This is a genomic window from Paenibacillus sp. MY03 (assembly GCF_002165585.1).
Lineage (GTDB): Bacteria > Bacillota > Bacilli > Paenibacillales > Paenibacillaceae > Pristimantibacillus > Pristimantibacillus agaridevorans.
In genome coordinates this window covers 282,309-302,870 of sequence record NZ_MXQD01000001.1, presented here as the reverse complement: position 1 = coordinate 302,870, position 20,562 = coordinate 282,309, and the positions used below count along the sequence as shown (strand labels likewise).

General features: G+C 55.8%; 8 protein-coding genes. 2 read left to right on the top strand and 6 right to left on the bottom strand.

Annotated elements, in window-relative coordinates:
- Positions 1 to 13 precede the first annotated feature (13 nt).
- Positions 14 to 3,145 (bottom strand): glycoside hydrolase family 3 N-terminal domain-containing protein, encoded by a 3,132-nt coding sequence (locus tag B1748_RS36660; RefSeq protein ID WP_179215302.1) that lies wholly within the window; start codon positions 3,143 to 3,145, stop codon positions 14 to 16.
- A gap of 12 nt (positions 3,146 to 3,157) precedes the next feature.
- Positions 3,158 to 6,826, bottom strand: a complete 3,669-nt coding sequence (locus B1748_RS00940; RefSeq protein ID WP_087565984.1) for a discoidin domain-containing protein — start codon at positions 6,824 to 6,826, stop codon at positions 3,158 to 3,160.
- Between the two features lie 228 nt (positions 6,827 to 7,054).
- Here B1748_RS00940 and B1748_RS00935 point away from each other — a divergent pair, with 228 nt between their 5' ends.
- Positions 7,055 to 8,326 (top strand): carboxylate--amine ligase, encoded by a 1,272-nt coding sequence (locus tag B1748_RS00935; protein WP_087565983.1) that lies wholly within the window; start codon positions 7,055 to 7,057, stop codon positions 8,324 to 8,326.
- Between the two features lie 167 nt (positions 8,327 to 8,493).
- Here the strand turns inward: B1748_RS00935 and B1748_RS00930 are convergent, their stop codons facing one another.
- Together B1748_RS00930 and B1748_RS00925 are read right to left on the bottom strand one after the other, a co-directional pair.
- Positions 8,494 to 9,087: a thymidine kinase gene (locus B1748_RS00930; protein WP_087565982.1), complete on the bottom strand. Its 594-nt coding sequence runs from the start codon at positions 9,085 to 9,087 to the stop codon at positions 8,494 to 8,496.
- 37 nt (positions 9,088 to 9,124) lie between these two features.
- On the bottom strand, positions 9,125 to 9,916 hold the full coding sequence (locus B1748_RS00925) for a TerC family protein (RefSeq protein WP_087565981.1): 792 nt from the start codon (positions 9,914 to 9,916) through the stop codon (positions 9,125 to 9,127).
- Between the two features lie 399 nt (positions 9,917 to 10,315).
- Here B1748_RS00925 and B1748_RS00920 point away from each other — a divergent pair, with 399 nt between their 5' ends.
- Positions 10,316 to 10,633: a thioredoxin family protein gene (locus B1748_RS00920; RefSeq protein ID WP_087565980.1), complete on the top strand. Its 318-nt coding sequence runs from the start codon at positions 10,316 to 10,318 to the stop codon at positions 10,631 to 10,633.
- 27 nt (positions 10,634 to 10,660) lie between these two features.
- Here the strand turns inward: B1748_RS00920 and B1748_RS00915 are convergent, their stop codons facing one another.
- The gene (locus B1748_RS00915) at positions 10,661 to 11,338 is read right to left on the bottom strand and encodes a S1 family peptidase (RefSeq protein WP_179215301.1); all 678 of its coding nucleotides are present in this window, start codon (positions 11,336 to 11,338) and stop codon (positions 10,661 to 10,663) included.
- Positions 11,339 to 11,424: 86 nt separating this feature from the next.
- Positions 11,425 to 20,505, bottom strand: coding sequence for an S-layer homology domain-containing protein (locus B1748_RS00910; RefSeq protein WP_087565978.1), 9,081 nt, complete (start codon positions 20,503 to 20,505; stop codon positions 11,425 to 11,427).
- Positions 20,506 to 20,562: the final 57 nt, after the last annotated feature.

The following is a 20,562-nucleotide window of genomic DNA, read 5'->3' as shown; positions in this document are numbered from 1 at the left end:
CCTGCGCTACCGCCTACAAGGTTCGCACGAGCTCGAACCGATCGAACACGGCCCAGGCTCCGGCATTCGCAGACGACCAGACACCGACCTCGATAGTACCGTTGGTCACCGCGATGCCGCTGATCTCGTACGGGGTCCAGACTGCCGTTCCGCTCGCGATCGGAGCGGTCAGCTCCGCGCCGCCGTACCCCTTGGCGTACAACTGCAGCGCCAGGTGTCCCGTGCCGGATCGCGCCCATGCCCTTAGACGGTAGGTCCCGTTCGGCACGGCCAGCGTCTGCCCCGTCAACTGCTGATACGCCGTGCCCGCCCAATGCGTCAGCTTGTAGCTTCCCGCGGCAGGTCCGTCGCCATCCGTCTTCTGTGCGAGCGGGCCGCTATGCCATTCGTTCCATCCGGCCATGCCGCCCGGCTCGAAGCCCGGATTGGCAAGCAGATTGGCCGGCGTAAGCTCGAAAGCGTCGAAGGCCGCCCAATTGCCGGCTTTGGCCTCTGACCAGACGCCGATCTCGATGATGCCATTTGTCACTGCGATCCGATCTATTTCGTACGACTTCCAATATTGCGAGCCGGCACTGGAAATATTCGCTCGCCGCTCGTTGTCCGACGTCTTGGCGTACAGATGGAGCGCGTTCTGCCCGCCGCCCGTTCTCGCTTTCACGCTTAGCCGGTACAAGCCGTTCGGAACGCTCACCGTCTGACGGGTAAGCTGCCGGTAATCGGAAGCCGCCCAATGCGTCAGCTTGCTGGCGCCGTCATACGGCATATCCGTATCGACGCTCTGCGCCGCCACGCCTCCGTTCCATTCGTTCCAGCCGGCCGCGCCTCCCGATTCGAAGCCCGGATTGGCAAGCAGATTGCCCGAAGCCGCGGCTGAAACCGGAATCAGCTCCAGCCAATTCGCGTTCCACCCTCCCGCAAGCGCGGAGAGCCGCAAGGTCTGCGTGCCTGCCGCCAGCGCGACCGTCTCTTGCACGGTCGTCCAGGACTGCCAGCCTCCCGTGCCTGGAACGCTTAGCGTCGCCAAAGACGTTCCGCCCGAGGCGACGCCGACGGCATTAGGCGCTCCTCCTGCATTGCCGCTCGCGACGCGAACCCGAAGTCGATAAGAGCCTGCGACGGGAGCAAAAACGCGATAGTCCATCCAATCTCCCGCATCAATGAAACCAACGTTTAGACCGCCGCTCGCATCCGTCGCCGCCTCGGTCTGCACGCCGAACGAAGCATTGAAGTTCTCCGCTTCGATCGCACCAGGGAGCTCCCGAACGCCAGTTGCCAATGCGTTTAACCCGTAGCCGAGCGGGAACAGCGGAGAGTAGCCGGTGTCATTGAAGTTGGCCGGAATTTGCGCCATGTCGCGAGGCCAAGTAAAGGGCAGCTTGCCCGTGAAGTCGTAGTCGCCGAACAGCACATCGGCCACGCCGGCGCCTTCCGTGCCTGGCAGCCATGCCGCCACGAACGCCTCCCAATTCGGCAGCAGTCCGCCTATGGTCATCGGTCTGCCGGACAGCATGACGACCGCCGTCGGAACGCCGCTTGCCAACACGTTCGCGAGCGCCGCTTGGTCTGCCGCGCCGAGGTTCAAATCCGGACGCGGCTGGCCGGGACCAACGTCGCCCATCATCTCCGCCGACGGCGCTTCTCCGACGACGACGATGGCGGCGTCATGACCTGCGGCTCCCATGCCGTTAGCGGAGTAAGTGACGTTTGCGGCATTTGTCACGGCCCCCTGGATGCCTTGCAAAATCGTCGTGCCCGGCGTTATCGCGCCGGAGGAGCCTTGCCAACTGATCGTCCATCCGCCAGACTGCGTGCCGATATCGCTGGCCTTGGAGCCTGCGACGAACACCTTGGCATTCTTTGAGAGCGGCAGCAGCTTGCCTTCGTTCTTGAGAAGCACCGCGGACTTGCGTACCGCCTCGCGGGCTAGCGCCCGATGCTCCGCTCCTCCGAACGAGCCGTCCGTCAACAGCGACGGATCGCCGTAAGGCGCTTCGAACAGGCCAGCCTCGAATTTGACTTTGAGAATGCGCGATACGGCATCGTTAATGCGGGCATGGCTCACATGCCCTCCGTTTACAAGAGCCGTCAGGGTCGGGATAAATTGCGTCCAGTTGTCCGGCTCCATAAACATGTCGATACCCGCATTCACCGTCGCCTTCAGCGCCTCCGAATAATTGGGATATACGCCCTGGTTCACCAAAGAATACGCCCCGTTCCAATCGGAGACGACCATGCCGTCGAACCCAAGGCCTTGCTTGAGCATCGTAGTGACGAGATAAGGATCGGCATGCATTTTGGCCCCGTTCCAGGTGGTAAGAGAGATCATGACCGATCTTGCTCCAGCCGCGATGGCTTCCCTATAGGGCTGAATATAGGGGTCCAGCGCGCTCTCCGTTAAAGTCACGTTGCCCTGATCATCGCCCGCCGTCGTGTTGCCGTCGCCCAGCCAATGTTTGATGGTGCCGACGGCCTTCGTCCCCTTCAGAAAACCTGGTTCGCCCGGCCGTCCCTGCAGTCCTTCCACGAACGCCGTTCCCAATCTGGCCACCAAGGCCGAATCCTCGGAGTAACCTTCGTACGTCCTGCCCCAGCGGATATCCTGCGGCGCGCACAAGCACGGCGCAAAATCCCACTGAATGCCAGTGGCTCTTATCTCCCTGGCGGTAGCGGCTCCGATCCGGCGCAACAGGTCTTCGTCCCCCGTCGCCCCCAATCCGACATTATGCGGAAAGATCGTCGCGCCATAGACATTATTGTGACCGTGCACCGCATCTACCCCGTACAAAATGGGGATACCGAGCCGCGTGCCGACCGCTGCCGCCTGGTAGCCGTTCACCATGGAGGCCCAGCTTTCCTTCGTATTGGGGGAAGGATTGGATCCTCCTCCGCTTAATACGGAGCCGATGTAATTGGCTCCTACCTGGGCAGGCGTAGCCGCGAGCCGCTCCACCTGCAGCATTTGCCCAACCTTCTCCTGCAAGGTCATGCGTCCCAGAAGATCCGCCACACGCTGTTCGACTGGCAGAGACGGATTCTGGTAATCGTTCGCGTAAGCTTTGCCGGGAAACGCCGCCATCGTCGCCAGCATAGCCGCGGCCAAAACGGCAGATACCCCTTGCTTAAGCTTTAATGATCCACTCATGGCTTCAGCCTCCTACTCGAACACGCGGAAATCGCTAATGGACCACCAGCTCGGAGAAGCTTCCTTAAGAGTTACCCGAATATAACGGGCTTCCGTAATCGGGAAGTTCGCCGCAATCGTCGCGGATACGCCCTCTCCGCTTGCTACCGTTCTCCAGTTGGAACCATTCGAGGATACTTCGATGACATAACCTCTGGCATAGTCGCTCGTGCTGGCTCCAGAATCCATAATGATGTGATTGAACCAGCGATTCGCCCCCATATCCACTTGGAGCGTCTGGCCGCTTCCCTGCGCCACTCCGCCGCTCCATCTCGTCGATGCGCTCGCGTCAAGGACGTTGCCCGCGCTGCTTCCCGCTTGCGTATGCGAAGCCGATGCCGTCCAGCCTGTCCGCGACAGTTCCTTCTCTCCGTATACTTGCAGATCCGCGATTCCCCACCAATTCGCTGCCGTGCCCGTCTGCACAACACGGATATGACGAGCCGTCTGAACAGGGAATTGCAGCAGCAAGTTCGCGTTCATATTGCTGCCGGAGGCAATCGTCGACCAGCTCAATCCATCATTCGACACCTGAATCTGATAACCTCGAGGATAATCGCTGGAGGAAGCGCCCGTCTCCAGAAGCAGCCGGTTGAAAGTCTGCGTCTTGCCCATGTCGACCGCGTAATATTGTCCGCTTGCCTGGTTAGCGCCGGTGCTCCATCGCGTCGCGAGGCTGCCGTCGAGGGCTCCGCCTGCGGAATCGCCCGCTCCCGTCGACGATGCGCTGGCGGTCCAGCCGCTTCTGTCCAGCGCCGGCTCCGAGTACACATGGAATTCCGAGATCGACCACCATTCATGCGCGCTTCCCGTCTGGACGACCCGGACATATTGGGCATATTGCGGACCTAGCACGATAGCCTGCTTCCAGCCGAAGCCTTGGCCGCTCGCGACCGTCGTCCAATTGCTGCCGTCGTTCGAAATCTGCACCTGATAGCCTCGCGGATAATCCCATTTGCTCCCCGTGCCCGTCTCGAACGAGATTTGATCGAACGCCTTGCGTGCGCCCATATTCACCTGGAACCACTGTCCGTTTGCTTGCGGCGTTCCGCTGCTCCAACGCGTCGTAGCGTTCCAATCCAGGGCGTTGCCCGGCGAACCTCCCGCTTCCGTCGAGGAAGCCGTCGCCGTCCAGCCGCTTTTGTCGATCGGCACCGTAGCCATCCATGGCTGACCGTCCGCGAACCGGCTCACGACGTTAATAAATCTCGTATTCGGCGCGAACTGCGACGTGCCGAATTGGCCGAGCTTAGCCGCGATCGTCGCGGAATTGTCGCTGTTGATAATGGGAAGCGGATTGCTGTTCGAATTGTAGAAGCCCCAGTAGCCGCCCGCCCCTTGATAATGATCCTGCCGGACTTTGTAGGACCAGTTCGTCCATGAAATTTCCAGCGCGTTCAGGCCCGACATAAATTTGGCCCATACGTCGTCGTTATGGTACAGCGAATATTCGCCGAGCAGAATCGGGATATTCCAGTTGGGATCGTTCTGAATCGCTCCCACCTGCGCCACCGTCGTCTCGACGAGCGCATTTTGCGCATCCGCGTCCTTGCCGTTCGGCATATCGTAAGGATGCACCTCGTACACGACGTTCTCCCAGCCATATACGCCAGGCGCGGCAATGCTGCTCCAATTGAAGAACGCCGCGAGGTAGATCGTATGATCGGGATCGATGGCGCGGACGGCATCGTACAACCGGTCGTAATACGCGCTTTTTTGGGCGACGTCGTCGCCATCCTCCGCGTAATCGATCAGCGGCTCGTTGATGAGATCATACCCTGCAATCGCCGGATTGCCGACGTACCTTGCCGCGATCGCCTTCCAAATCTCGACGACCGTGTCCTGATAGGCGGGCGTCGTCCAGAACGCGTTGGGATTAGGTCCGACGCGGCCGCAGCTTCCCCACGGGCAGCCGCCTCCCGGCACCGTGTGCAGATCAAGCAGGACGTACATGTCTCTCTCCGCCGCTTCGGCGACGATCCAGTCGATGTTGGTCCATGCGCCGGGCTTGACCGCGCCGCTTTCATCGACGATTTCGAACCAGGCGATCGGCACCCGGATGAGATTCATGCCCATGCTTTTGATATTGTCGATATCGCTCTCCACGATCCACGTGTTTTGATGCGTCGTGTAGATGCTCTCTCTCGTCGACGAGCCGAACCGCTGCCCCAAGGTGGAATACAGCGAGTAGTCGTCGTTATTCAAGCTGACGTTGAGCTCGCCGATCGACCACCAATTGCCGGCGCTGCCCGTCTGATTGATGCGAATGTATCTGGCGCCGACCGCCGGGAAGTTAATAGGCGTCGCCTTGCGCAGACCTTGCCCTGTGGCAACGGTGGTCCAGGAGCTGCCGTTCTGCGATACTTGCACGGTGTAGCCTCTGGGGTAATCTTGCTCCTGCCCGGAATTTTTGGCGTTGTCGAGCACGATTTGATTAAAAGTGATTTTGGCTCCGAGATCGATCTGGAACCATTGACCGGGAGCTTGCGCCGCGCCCGTGTTCCACACCGTGCCCGCGTTGCCGTCCCTCACGTTGCCCGGAGATGCGCCGGACCCGCTGGAGGAGGCGCTCAACGTCCAGCCCGAACGCTCCAGACTGCCGCCGGAGAACACGGATACGTCCGCGATTGACCACCAGCTCGAGCTGGTGCCCGTCTGCACGATCCGGATCTCCGTCATCCAATACGACCACCAGAACTCGGCATGAATGAACCGGGACGTGCCGATGCCGCTGGCGTATTTGGTCCAGACGCCATCCGTCAGTCCCCATACCTCGTACCCCCGCGCGTAATCGCCTGCCGATGCCGCTCCAGCGTCGATCAGCACGCGGCTGACTTCGCGGTTCCCGCCGAGATTGATCGTATACGTCTGGCCCGGCATCTGCGCGGCGCCGCTTGTCCATCTCGTGTTCACGTCGCCGTCGACACCCGCCGCGGCGGTGCTTCCGGACCCGTAGGCGAATGCGGTTGCAGTAAACGGACCATTGTTCAGCACGGGATCGCTGAACAGATTAAATTCCGCCACGGACCACCAGTTCGAAGCCGTGCCCGTCTGGCTGATTCGAACGTAATGCGCCACCTGTGGAATCGTGCGAACAACCGTATTCGCGCTTACGGATGCGCCGCTGGCGATGTTGCGCCAAGTCGTCCCGTCGTTCGACGCTTCAATCGTATAACCGCGCGGGTAATCTTCAGGTCTTCCGCCCGCGTCCACATAGAGACGATTGAAAAACGTCGGCGCTCCAAGATTGATCAGCAGCCATTGACCGCTGGCTTGGTTCGCTCCCGTATCCCAATAGGACGTACTGCTTCCGTCAATCGCATTGCCTGCGTTACCGCCGTTCGCCGAAGCCGTCGCGGTCCAGCCTGTCCGGTCGGCGGCGAACTCGCCCAGAGGCGACATCCAATCCTCTTGCGCAAGCCAGCCCCCGACATTTGTGCCGCGCAACGTCACGATGTCTCCATTGCCGCTATTGTTTTTGATAAACCTCCCGTCCGTCTTCAAGAAATCGGCCGGACCGATCGCCGCTTCCGCCAGTTGCAGCCCCGGTCCCGCGAACAGCGCGGCCTGCGCCAGCAAAGCCAGAATCAGCAGCCTCACCGCGTGAGGCTTGAGTGCAGCCCGAATCCTCGTGTTCCCCATCTTCAACCATCTCCCTTTTGAATGATTGCAACGATGACAACGCTTTCATTTTCCAATAATAGTATACTGCAACCGCTGGATCCGCTCATTCGATTCTGTTAACCTGCCTCATTGCACTATATTGATGGAGATCCGGCAAAAAATAGAGTTGTAGTTTGGCAATTGAAAGTATTAGACTGTAGATTGAGATCATACTGCAATATAGAGCCTACTCAACAAGGAGACCATATGAATAACAACGATTTTTTGCCTATCATACTTGGAAGCGACGAGAACGCATACGGAAATGTCAGACTGATCCACGAAGCATACGGAATCAAACCGCTGCTGCTGTGCAGCCGCCTGCTTATCCCGACCATGAACAGCAAATTGTTCGATCTCGTTCGCATCGACGATTTCGACCGTGACGACATATTTCCTGGCGCTCTGCTGTCGGTTTTGGAGGGACAAGCTTCCAAGGGCCGCAAGCTGATCGTCATCCCGTGCTCCGACTATTATGCCGGCATGCTGTCGCGTCATTACGACAAATTTAAAGGTCTGATCGCCAACCGTTTCATCTCGCACGAGCTGCTAGACACGTTGGATACGAAGGACAAGTTCTATAAGATATGCGAGCAGTACGGTCTGGATTATCCGAAAACGATCGTCTGCGAGCCTCATGAGCGGGAGAAAGCGCTGGAGCATATGGATTTCCAGTTCCCGATCATCGTCAAGCCCGAGAACAGCAACGCCTACGACTATTTGCACAGCCAGTTCGAAGGCAAGAAAAAAGTGTTTTTCTTCAAGTCGAAAGACGAATATTTTACAATGGTACGCAGCATGAACAAATCCGATTATATGGGCAAGCTGATCATCCAGGAATTTATTCCCGGCGAAGACAGCTCGATGCGAGTCATTAACAGCTTCTCCAACAACGATGGCGTCGTCAAGATGATGTGCTTGGGCCAGCCCGTGCTGGAGGAATACGCGCCGAAAACGCTCGGCAATTACGCTGCGATCATTTCGCGCTCCGACATGGCTATTTATCGCAAAATCAAGGAGTTCCTCGAAAAAATCGGTTATGTCGGCTATTCCAACATCGATATGAAATTCGACAGCAGAACGGGCAAATATATGCTGTTCGAAATCAACCCTCGGCTGGGGAGAAGCAGCTTCTTCGTGCGTGCGGCCGGACTCAACATGATCACCGCTATGATCGACCAAGTCGTCTATGGCAAAAACACGGATTGCGTCTACGGCAACGGGACCGGCCTTTGGACCAATGTCCCTAGAACGGTGCTGCGCAAATACGTTACGGAGCCGGCCTTGGCGGCCGAAATAAAGGGGCTGTACAAGGAAAAGAAGGTGCTTTACTCCATCTGGTACAAAAAAGACCTGAACCTGAAACGGATTATTCGGATATCCCGTTACTACTACAGCCACGTCAAAAACTTCAAACATTACTACTTCGATAAGAAGCAGGCAAATGCGGTGAGTGACAAGCAGCGTCTACACTCTTAAGTTCAATCTCGCAAGAACAGCTTCTTAAGCCGCTTAAAGGACAAAGAAGCTTCCAAACCACATCTCGTGGCTGGAAGCTTCTTTTTTAATGGATGTTTCAGTTGCAACAAGAAGCCGCTCTGCGGGAGCGGCCTCATTCAAGCTTGTCCATATTGTAGAAACAAGGTTCATTCTTTTCCTGACGATTGAAAAGCTTTGTTGTAACACTTGCGACAAACGGGCTTATAATCCTCATTGCCGCCGATTTGAATCTGCTCTCCCGAATGGACTGGCTGGCCGTCGCGGAAGCGGATGACCATCGTCGCTTTGCGGTCGCAGTACCAGCAAATCGTCTTGATTTCTTCGATCTTGTCTGCTTGCACCAATAAATTATAGCTGCCTTCGAACAACTGGTTCTGGAAGTCATTTTTCAGGCCGAACGCCATCACGGGAATATTGAGCTCATCGACTATGCGCGTCAGTTCCAGTACGTGATGCCTCTTCAGGAACTGCGCCTCGTCAATCAGCACGCAATAGATTCGGCCCTTCGACTCGAGCTGAGCCTTAACGTTCACGAACATGTTCGTATCTTCGTCTACCGCAATCGCTTCCCGCTCGAACCCGACGCGGGAACCCACTCGGTCGGTATTCCCTCTGGCTCCGATTGTCGGTGAATAGATTAAGACTTGTTTGCCTTGCTCCTCGTAATTATGGGCTACCTTAATAATTTCGAACGACTTGCCGCTGTTCATCGTGCCGTATTTGTAATAAAGCTGTGCCAACCTGCGATCTCCTCCACTGTCTGACTCGTGGATTCCATTATACCGCTTCTACCTGCTTCTTGTCTTTCTCCTCCTTGCTGCTCGACAGGAACCAACCGCAGAGCGCAATAGCTACAAGCACAGCATAGAACGTCAGCTTCCAGCCCGTCGATTCGGCAAAATCATGCGGAATGACATGCAGCGAAGGATGCGCCAACGTATGAACAGCCAGCTTGACGCCCACCCAGCCGACGATACAGAAAGCAGCGATCTCGAGGCCTGGTCTGCTCTCCAGCAGCTTGACAAACAAGGTTGCGGCGAAACGCATAATAATTAATCCGATGAAGCCGCCCAAGAAGATCACAATGAAGTGTCCGCCATCCATGCCGCCGAACTTCGGCAATCCCGATGCCGGGAGCGCAACCGCAAGAGCAACTGCCGCCAAGATAGAATCGATCGCGAATGCGATATCCGCCACTTCAACCTTGAAGACGGTCATCCAGAAGCCGCTTTGCTTTTTCTCCTTGCCGGCCGACTTGTCGGCAGCAACTTCACCCTTCTTGACAACCACTTTCCGGAAGATGTGATTTAGCGCAATAAAGAGAAGGTACAGAGCGCCGATCGCTTGCACTTGCCATACGTCGACGAGGAAGGAGATAACGAATAACGACAAGAATCGGAATACGAATGCGCCGGCGAGTCCGTAAAACAATGCGCGTTTCCGCTGCTCGTCGGGCAGATGCTTAACCATAATCGCAAGCACGAGCGCGTTATCCGCGGCGAGCAATCCTTCCAGCGCCACTAATACCAGCAGCACCCAACCATACTCCAACAATAATCCTAATTCCATTTCCATGCCCTCCACATTTTTAATATTTCCTCCGTAGTACCTCTTACACGAAAAAAAGACCTTTGCCTCTCAACGCGAAAGATTCTACGCGTTTGATGGCAAAGGTCTCGCTAACAATACCATGTCGGCATTGCCAATAAAGCCGGAGAAGCAAGCTTCTCGTAATGACGACTTTACTGTTGCAGCTACTCCCCTTTGAAGGGTGTTCATCCGTTTCCGTGTTGCACAGGGATACATACGGCGAGCATATTCAAATGGTTTCAATATTTTTTTACCACAATAAAAATAATATGATTTCGAGAGGCTCCGATAGAATTTTTCTCATTTTTTTTGCAGCCAAGCAAAAAGTGCTGCTATGATTAGAAACGAAAACATATTCTATGCGAAGGAGTGCCCGACATGCCGCTACAGGAAGTAGACGAACATCAATTGAAGCAACTGGCCGCTGCACAAGTAGGCAGAACTGCCGTCCTGTTTACAACGCCGCTATGCGGCACCTGCAAAGTCGCCGAGCGGATGCTTGAAATCGTCGAGGCGGCCGGGAGTGACTATCCTCTGTACAAAACGAATATTAACTTTACACCCCGGTTGCGCGACGACTGGCAGATCGAAAGCGTTCCTTGTCTTGTTTTGCTTAAAAACGGGAAGGTTATATCAAAAGAATATGCTATGCGTTCGGTGGATTATTTGTATTCGCTTATGAAATCGTCCAATTAGCCGAACGCCTAGATACAATATTATGCTTTAGTTCATAATATCTGATAACTGCTTCGTGCTCGCGACGAGATGGATGCCTGTCATTGTTCGAAGTGATCCTGACACAATGCCTGCAAGCTGTCCGTTCTCGTCAAGAACCGGCCCTCCCGACATGCCGCTGGCGATTTGGGCAGAGATCAAAATGCGCTCGCGGCTATTAATGTCAGCGGTAGGCGCATTAACGATGCCTTCCGTAATGATCGGCGTGTTCTTAAGCGGATAACCTATGGCGAATATTCGTTCGCCATGCATTACGGGCTCCTCGCGGAGCGGAAGAGACACGTATGATTTTCCTGCGGCAAGCTTGGGTAATGGAAGTTGAAGCACGGCTGTATCCGTTTGTTCGTCGTAGGACATTACCTTGACGTTCTTCACGACGGTACCGTCCGCTAGCGTTGCTTCAAGCGACGCCGCCCCCTGCACGACATGGTAAGCGGTAGCCGCCTTTCCGTTCCCCGATAGGAGAAAGCCGGTACCAACCGATCGCAGAGTTCCCGATTCCGTCACGTTCCTCAGATAGAATACGGCATTCTGGGCTTCACGATAAACTTCTTTCGCAATCAACGGTTCCGTTTCAAGCGCCTCTGTTTGATTCATATAGGTTGTCAGACCGACCAAAGTAACTGCGATTAGAAGCATCCACCAGATACTCATCTTTCGGTTCATTGGCGATTCCCCCTTCTCCTTTTCATCGAGATGGCCCCCGGCCTTCATAGCGACCGGGAGCCAACTTGTATCCTCGTCTCAATCTGTTAGCGCTTCGCCGCTCCCATGATTTCATCGTAAGCCCAATGATCTTCAGGCACGTCATGGAATCGAATCGACGCATTGGCTTTCGTTGCCGTATGCAAAATATTGTTCAGCAGCACGACCGCTTCGGCGCGCGATAAGAGTCTGTCCGGACGAAACGTTCCGTCTGGATATCCGTTCACGTAACCAGCCTCCACGAAGGCTCTCACATAATCCCCCGACCAATGTTTCTCCATATCGGAGAATGGCGACTTTCCGCCCTTTCCGATATTCAATTCCAAGATTCTGGAGAGCATGACGACGAACTCTGCTCTCGTCAAGCCTTTCTCCCCTTGGAATGTGCCATCCGGATAACCTTGAACGATTCCTGCCGAAGCGAACTTCGCTACCGCGCTTGCGTTCTTCCCGGTTACGTCCCCGAATGTGGAGGCGATCGGCGTTGCCTCAAAGTCGATTAACAGCGCCAGCGCGGTAATCAATTCCTGGCGAGTAATGGCTTCGTTCGGACGGAACGAGGTTCCTTTGCCTGCCATGTAACGAATCTCGGACGCATTCTTCTTCACTTCGTAGTCAGCTGGCTTCGTAGTGTATCGAACGCTATATACGGTGTCGTCTTTGCTCGTCATGAACTTAATCGTCATGTCGCCCGTTACCCAAATTTCGCCCGTATAGACAGAACTATTCTTCGTAGGTTCCGTGCCATCCGTCGTGTAGTACACGATGGCATCATCCGGAACTGTCAGCTTCACGATGCTATTTACGGCAGCTTGTACAGCCTCTTTGCCGTCAAGCGGGATATCGCGATCGCCTATCGTCATCTTCGGCTCCACGGGAGCAGGCGGCAGCATCGGTACTCCGCCTCCGCCAAAGATGGCTTTGAGAGTCCATTTGCCCGTTGACGTCGCGCTTAATTCCTTGTCGTCCGCAAAAGTGATCGCCTTCACCGTTGTCGTAGCCTTAAGCTCCAATGGAACTTCATATACTTTCGTTCCTTCTTTGCCCGGCACCGGTTCGGTTCCGTTGACCGTGTAATAGATGATTCCATCCGGTTCTGTCGTTGTCAGGCCTACAACGAGCGTACCTTCGAACTGCCCATCGGCTTGGTTGAAGGCAGGAGCGGCAGCCGTCTCCTCAAAAAGAAGAGCCGTGCGGCGAATCACTACTTCGCGTTTTGGTTGTCCCGCCGCCGCAGCGCTCAAGACAACGTCGCCGCTAGGTGCGGTCACTCTGCCCGCCATTGTCGCTCCGGTAGTCGTCAGGCTCGCCCCTGTCGCGCTCCAAGGAATATCGGAAATTCGCGTTAGCGAGAACTGGCCGATAGCTCCGTAAATTGTCATTCCGTCTGGCAACGCGATTGCAATCGCACTTACCCGGGAACGAGTGCTGTCAGCGAATGCTTGCAACTGCGGATAATAGCCAGCCGCTGCTTTCCAATCAGCGGACGCAAGACCGTTAGGCAAAACATTAGTCGATAGTGCCGCACCGTTCATGCCCAATGCTCCTACCGTGCTTCCGCCCGCAACGCGCTTGCCCGTTCCGTCGTAGAATGCGGTGTCCGTCTTCAGCATCTGACGGTTGTAGAATCCGTCCTGAATCGTAGCCGCATCTTCTTTCTGACCTGCGATACCTCCAAAGAAGGTCTGGTTGCGAGCAATCTTGCCATTGGTCCCAGCCACGGCTTCCGCCGCGTTTACAACGTCTGAGATGCTGCCGCCAACAGCATGTCCGACGATACCGCCGGCTCTTGTCAAGGCACTGCCGGAAGCTGCAACATTGCCCGAAAAGAAGGCATTGGAGATGCTTCCTCCGCTGATTCCAGCGATACCGCCGGCAGCAGCATCACTGGCATCAACAGCCGTTACCTTTGCGTAGGAGAATACATTCTCGAGCTGCCCGGATGCAGCATGATCGCCGGCAATACCGCCAGCCATTACTCCGCTCACGGTTCCCGTCGATGAAGCTACCGCGATGGACCCCTTATTGATTCCCGCGATTCCGCCAACGACTCCCCCGTTAACCGTACCCGAAACGTTAATGTTTTCGATTTCTCCGCCGAGTTCATTAACGCCGGCCACGATGCCGACTGCATCCGTGTTCGCCGATCCGGAAGCAATCTCGGCGGTAACGAATTGCAGGTTGGCTATCCGACCGTAGTTGACCGTCGCAAAGCCCAGCGAACCGCTTTGACCTGCCAAACTCACGCCGGTAATGGTATGTCCGGCTCCATCGAATGTTTCACGGAAATCCTCGAAAGGCGTCCAAATCATTCCCGTCAAATCGATGTCCGCTCCAAGCAGAATATCGGAATCAGGCGTCTCCGTAGCTGCACGGTTGTACAGACGATAGAAATCCAAGCCCGTCGAATCATTCGCCAGCAGCACTGCCGTGAACAATTGGTAAGGGTTCAGAATGAAATAAGGGTTTTCTGAAGCACTCATTAACAATGTCGTATCCGTGCGCAATTGCCAATCGCCAAGCCGTAGCTCTGCGAGCTTGTTCTCGTTCGCAAGACCGGACAAGCTGCCGAGGTTGTGGCCGATTGCCGGGATGGCCGCCGCATGGCTCGACTCCTCGATACTGCCTCCTCGATATTGGTAGCCTAAGAGCGCGCCCCTATAGGCGCTTGCTCCTGCCGCGGCAAGCGAAATCGATTCCGCATGCGCATATACGGTGTCGAGTTCTCCGTCGTTATAGCCGGCAAATCCGCCGATATACGCGCGAGTCGCATGATTAACGCCAGTTGCGGAGAGTGTTGTTTGGACCGCATAACCATTCTCTACCTTTGCCCCGCGCTCAATGGCACCGGCAAACCCGCCTGTACGCGTATCGAAGCCGGTATTGCTTACGTTGCCGGAAGCATAAGCTTGAGATACGTCATAACGATTGATTGAACCCGCAAATCCGCCAGCAAGCGCGGTTGTTTTAATGTTGGAAGTTACGCTGCCAGTCGCATAAGCCCATTCTAGCTGCGCTTCAGGCAATGCCGGGTTGTATCCAAGCACGCCCGCGAAACCGCCGACTTGAACAGAATCCTCTTGGTTTGCGCTTGTTACTCCAACGGCCATATTCGTGCTGACATGACTCATGTCCGTACCGCTTGCTTCGCCTACGAAGCCGCCGACATGCGCGGCTGGAAGCTCGGGGAGCCTGGTAACCGGCTTCGAAACTTCGATCTTCGCATCCTGCTCGGATGTCACAAACGTATAATGGATAGAGCCGCCAGACGCAAGACCTACTGCTCCGCCAACATAATTAATCGTGTTTTCGGTAGCATATGCTCCGCCATGCGTATCCGCAGATACGATAATGCCGTTGCTTATGCCTGCAATGCCGCCAAGCGCGGCCAATTTGGCGCCGTTAACCGATACGGATGCGTCGGTTTCGCTGAAATAAATCGAAGCGCTCGATTTTCCGACGATACCGCCGGTCGCAATCTCGGCTGTATTGCCAATCCCGCTGGCGTTGATCTCTATGGCAGGAACGACCGCTTCATAGATGCCTACGTAATAAGGCAGTTTCGAACCTAATTCAAAGTATCGATCGCGATCGGTCGCCAGCATCTCGCCTGCGATGCCTCCGATTGCAGACTGTCCGCCGCTCGCCGTGAAAGCAAAGACTGGCTGTACGCTGGCCTCTCGCAACAGACTGTCTAGGCCTTCGCCTGCAATGCCGCCGATATTGGCTTGAACGCTTCGAGCCGTCAGGTTGCCTTCAAATGAAAGATCAAAAGCCGCAGCATTCGTAATGGAGCCGAAAAGTCCACCGACGGCACCCTCTGCCGCTCCTTCCGGCGTTGTCAAGGATACGCCGTTCGCCTTGAGAGATTCGACATCGTACTGATCCGCTGCTTGTCCTTCCTTCGCTCCTATTACGGCACCGACCGTTCCTCCGATGACAGGCGCTGCAGTCTCGTCCGCCGAGAATGCCAGTCGTTTCACCGTGTTGCCGCCATCCGACGCGCCCACGATGCCGCCGGCAATAGAATTCGCGCCGATCGACTTGATGTTGCCTTCTTGCAGTCTGAATTTAATATCTGTCAACTCGCCATCTACGTATTGACCGATAAATCCTCCCGCAATGCCGCCAATGCCGCTAGCCGATATTTCATTTTGAAGTACGATGTCAAAGTCGGCTACATTGCCTGCCGATTGACGACCGACATGTCCGCCGATCACCGCTCCGTTAGCTGAACTCCGAACCGTTCCAAGCAGGACAAGCTCTGTCCAGTCTGACGGTATCAGGTCGCTGCCGTTGTCGCCGAATAAAGCGCCGCCAGCGGCTTCCGTTCCGACGGCTTCAATAATCGCTCCGGTTGGGAAATGAAGGGCAATGTCTTCAACCGAACCTGTATTGCGTCCCGCCAGGCCGCCAACCGTCTGGCCCGTTAATGTCGTCTCTTCCGTTAATTCTACTTTGATGTTGGACAAAGAACCATGGTTGATTGCGGCTACAGTTCCTGTATACCCGTTGCCAATAATCGTGCGAGGCTCAAGGACGACATGATCCAGTACGCCCGACTCGCCGATGACTCCGAACAAGCCGCTCATATCCTGTCCCGGTTCTACGGAAAGCCCGTCGATCAAATGTCCGCCACCGTCGAATGTGCCCTCAAACGGAGTCGTTTCGCTTGCGCCCACGGAAGTCCAGTTCTCCGATTGAATATGAATCGGATTAACAACGCGAATGGTTTTGCCTGCGAAATCTTCGCGTTCTCGTCCCAATATCGTTTCGTTAACAAGCTGCGCCAAGCCCGCCAGTTCTGCTTCGCTGCGAATCTCGAATGTGATCGCATCCGGATTGCGAGTGTACCAGTTCAAACTGGCGTTAACGCCCGGAGTCGTGCCTCCGCCGCTGTTCGCCTTGCGAATCAGCTCAGGGTACAAGTATCTTGCGTTCACCGAACCATAGCGCCATACTGCAGTCTCCTCGTTGCCCGCATCGGCGAATATCCATCCGGATAGTGCCGGAAAGGCCGTACGATCGCGTAGCGTTTCTTCCAGCAACGTGCTTAGACGAGCCGGTACGTTCAGCCAACGAATATTGCCCTCTGCGAAGTCGGGCAAATCCTTGTTAATGCCTGCCGCGTCATCCTTCAGGTAATACGTCTTATAAATCAGGTTCGTGCTGGTATTGTCGTACCGTCCCGCGAAACCTCCGCCTTCGGCGCTTGCCGCGGCTTCCACGCTAACCGCGGAATAGCTTTCGGCAATTTCGCCCGCTACGATTCGGCCTGCGAAACCGCCTGCCAAGCTTCCCGTCTTGCTAGCCAGAACTCGCCCTCCGGAATAGGAATGACGGATCGATCCGCCGAGCTGTTCGCCAACAAGACCTCCTACAAGACTATAGTCGCCGCCGGCGGTCACGTTGGACACGCTGTACGACTTGGCGATGCGGCCTTCGTTCACGCCGACCAGACCGCCGATAGCGACCGCTTTGGACGAGGTGCCCGTGGCTTGCGACGTCACGTCGATGTCGATGTAAGAAGATAGAATTGCTCCCTCATTCAAACCTACAAGACCGCCAACCGTAATATTCTGCCCCTGAACGGAGAGATTCGCGTTGGCATACGTGTAGTACAATGTGCCCGCTTCGATATTGACTCCGGTGTGGCCGCCAACAATGCTGCCAGTGCCCCTGGCGAGAAGCACGCTCTTGTCGATAACGCTGTTATTCGCTACCAAGCTGCCGTTCACGCCTACAAGCCCGCCTACGACCGCATTCGGACCGCGGCTATCGATCAGCGGAGAGCTTGCGTTATTGACATTGCCAATCAGCCTCGTATTCTGAATCGTGCTTGGCGTAGATGCCGGATCGGCGCCTGCATCGATCGATCTGGTATCGTTGACGCCGATCGCTCCACCAAGCACGGCTTCATTCGCCTCTGGCAGACCGCGGATGCCCATCGTCTCCAAATAGCTGTCTTTGATGACGGCCGTACCCGTTCCCTCATAGTAACCGGCAATGCCGCCAACTTTGTTCTGCGAACCATGGATGCTGATATTGACGACCGAACCATAGATGGAGTCGATTGCCGTATGGACACCGTGTCCCGTAACGCCGCCTACGAGCGCGTTGCCGGCATTCGTCGTTGTCGTCACAAACAACTGTTGAAGATTCAGATTGTCCAATCCGCCAATCCCCTCGATGCTGCCGCCTTCCGATTGTCCGGCAATACCGCCCGCGTATATGTCAGGCGCATTGATCGTCAGGATAACGTAATCGGAATTTTCCGCTTTCGTTACGGGATTGGTAATCGTAGTATCATTGGCTACGCCCGCGATTCCCCCCATGCGAACGTTCGCCGCGTTAGCCGTAAGAAGAGGTGCTTCCAACGATAACGATGTAGCATTTTCAATAGCGGGGTCTGCCGCTCCTTCATCAAGCGGTTTCGAAACGCCGGCGATACCGCCGATGATCGCCCCTTCCGCATCGGCCACCAGTGCCATGTTTACTGAGGTTACGTTCGCTAGAGTCCCGTGATGAGAAGCCGCTATACCGCCGCCTCGGTTCGAAGCTCCTTTCAGAGCAATACTGCCGTCGGTTGCCGTTGCGTTGACGAACGTACCGTCATTGCGTCCCGCTATTCCGCCAGCTTCAATATCCTCGCCAAGTGCCGAAATCGTTGTACGAAGACCGTCAATCCTTGTAGACTCCGCAGTCTGAGCGCCCTCGTTCCAGCCTATAACGCCGCCTGCAACAATGCTGTCGCCTGATGCATCGACTGTTATACCCGTCGTTTCAACAACGACTGACGATGAATCGCTGCGGCCGATCGCTCCGCCGATAACGACATTGGATGCTTCTGCCGCTACAGTAAACGACTCCACCGATACCGGGGACTCAATCGTACCAGCGATAGCCGTATCCGTCAGTTGTCCCGCAATACCGCCAAGTGTATAGCCACTGCGTCCAGTCTCATTTAACAATGCCAATCGGGCTGCCGATGAGCCCGTAATCGTCAAGGAATCGGTATTGACGCCAACGACGCCTCCCGCGGTGAATTCAAGCTCGTTGCCTGCGGCAGCATCGACTCCGATAATAACCGTATTATTGATGCTAGCCGATTCATTGCCGACAACGGCACCATTAACCAGACCTTGCGCTTGCGCCGCTACGCCGCCTGCAACGCCGTTAGCCGTTAGAAGCGTCATATCCAAATAAGCGATATTCGCTCCATCCAGCTCGCCGTTCAGGTAACCTGCAACGCCGCCAAGCTTGCCATCGGAAACGATGGTGGCATATTCCTCTGCGGATTTTCCTGCCGATGCATTCTTAAATAGACCATAACCGGCGTAACCCGCGATGCCGCCGGAGTAAGTGTATGCTCCGCCGCCTCTTGCATCCAATACGCCGTTAAACGTTAACGATGCAAGCTCCGCCAAGCTCCCTTCCGGCTTCGCGTAATAGCCGACAATGCCGCCGGTCGCAACAAAATCGCTTTCGGTCGAAGTCGTTGCCGTTACGTGGATGCCGCTTCCGAACGTCAAGTCCGCCATGCCGTGATCCGCGGCATTGGCAGGTAGCGTGCCGACGTATCCGCCAGTATGAATCCGGCTATCGCCATTGACGATAATATCGCCGGTACTGCTCACGTTGCCTGCGGCTCCGCCGGTGCCGGCGAATGTCCGGTTGCCCGCGATGCCTCCCGTGTACAAGCCCGCATCTCCTTCTACCGTGACGGCTCCGCTGTTTCCGTACACGCCAGGCACAACGCTCTCCAGCAGAATCCGGTCTCTCGAGAAGCCGACGAGACCTCCGGTATAAACTTCGTTTAGAATGCCTGCTGAAACTTTAGGCGTTACGTTAATCGTTCCGCTATTTCTCGCGCCTGTCGTCCACTGCACTTGTTTCTCGGCATGGCCGACAACTCCTCCCGTATGCACTTCTTCGCTTCCCGTTGCGACTATCGCAACCAAAGACGAGGTATCATTCGTGAAGACAAGCGTCGTATTGAGATATCCCGCGATACCGCCCGTATATACGTTCGATCCGCCGTTATTCGTCACGCTTCCGCTATTCGCGAAGTTTAACCGGACGGGGTACTCTCCCGTCTCTCCCAACATCGCTCCGACCAGTCCTCCTGCCGCCGACTCGATCGCATCTGGAGCGTCGATCAGCACGGCGCCATTGTTCGTCGTAGACAAAGAGAATGTAGCGATACCGTCCGTCTTGCCGACGATGCCGCCAGCGTAACTCCAATGTCCGTTCCGTACCGTCACCGCGCCCGTATTCAGAATCGGAGTTTCATCCTGTTCCATTTGCAAGAAACCGGCCGAATGGCCGACGATGCCGCCGGCAGCCATGTCTCCGTCAAGCCCGGCCTTCTCAACCGTCACGTTGCTGTTATTCGTAACCCGGAGGATGGTAACCCCTTGCGGGCCGCCATAACCGACGATCCCGCCGGCAGCCGCGTCTTGAGCGGTTGCTTCAAGCGATCCCGAATAAACGGATCTGGATACCGTGCCTTCCGCATATCCGGCAATGCCGCCTGCATAGACGTCTTTTCCCGAAGCGGTTACCGTGATCGGCACGCCGCTTTCAATGTCATAGACCGTGCCCAGGCCGATAATCTTGCCCACGACGGATCCGGCATAGATGGAATCTCCGGAAGCCGTTACATCAATCGAGGAACTCGCCCCGTCGATGGAAAAGCCGCCGATTGTCGCGTTTGCCGCGTTGCCAACCAATCCGGCATAAGTCATGCTGCCGAGAACGTTCATGCCCGAGACGGTGAAGTCTTGTCCAACAGGCGTGAACAATGTACCGCGGAACGGATTGTTCTTCGTGCCGATAGGCACCCAATCATGCGCCGACAAATCGATATTTGCCGCGATCTGCAGTATTTTCCCTTCAAAGCCGTTAACGCTCCCCGCGTTGACCAGCTTGGCTATGCCTGCCAGCTTCTCCGCGGAGTCAATCGTATACGTGTCGTTGTTCGGATACGAATCGTACCAGTCCGTCTGCGCGTAATCCGTCCATTTCGTGCCGCTTGCGCCAGCCGCTAGCATCCATACGCCCAGCATTGCCGCTACCAACGCGCCAATCAGAGTCAAGCGGATCGTCGTCTTGCTCTTCCCCTTCATTCATACACCGCCTTAACAGAATAACCTCATGCAAGAATGGCATTGGCAGGGCCCCAT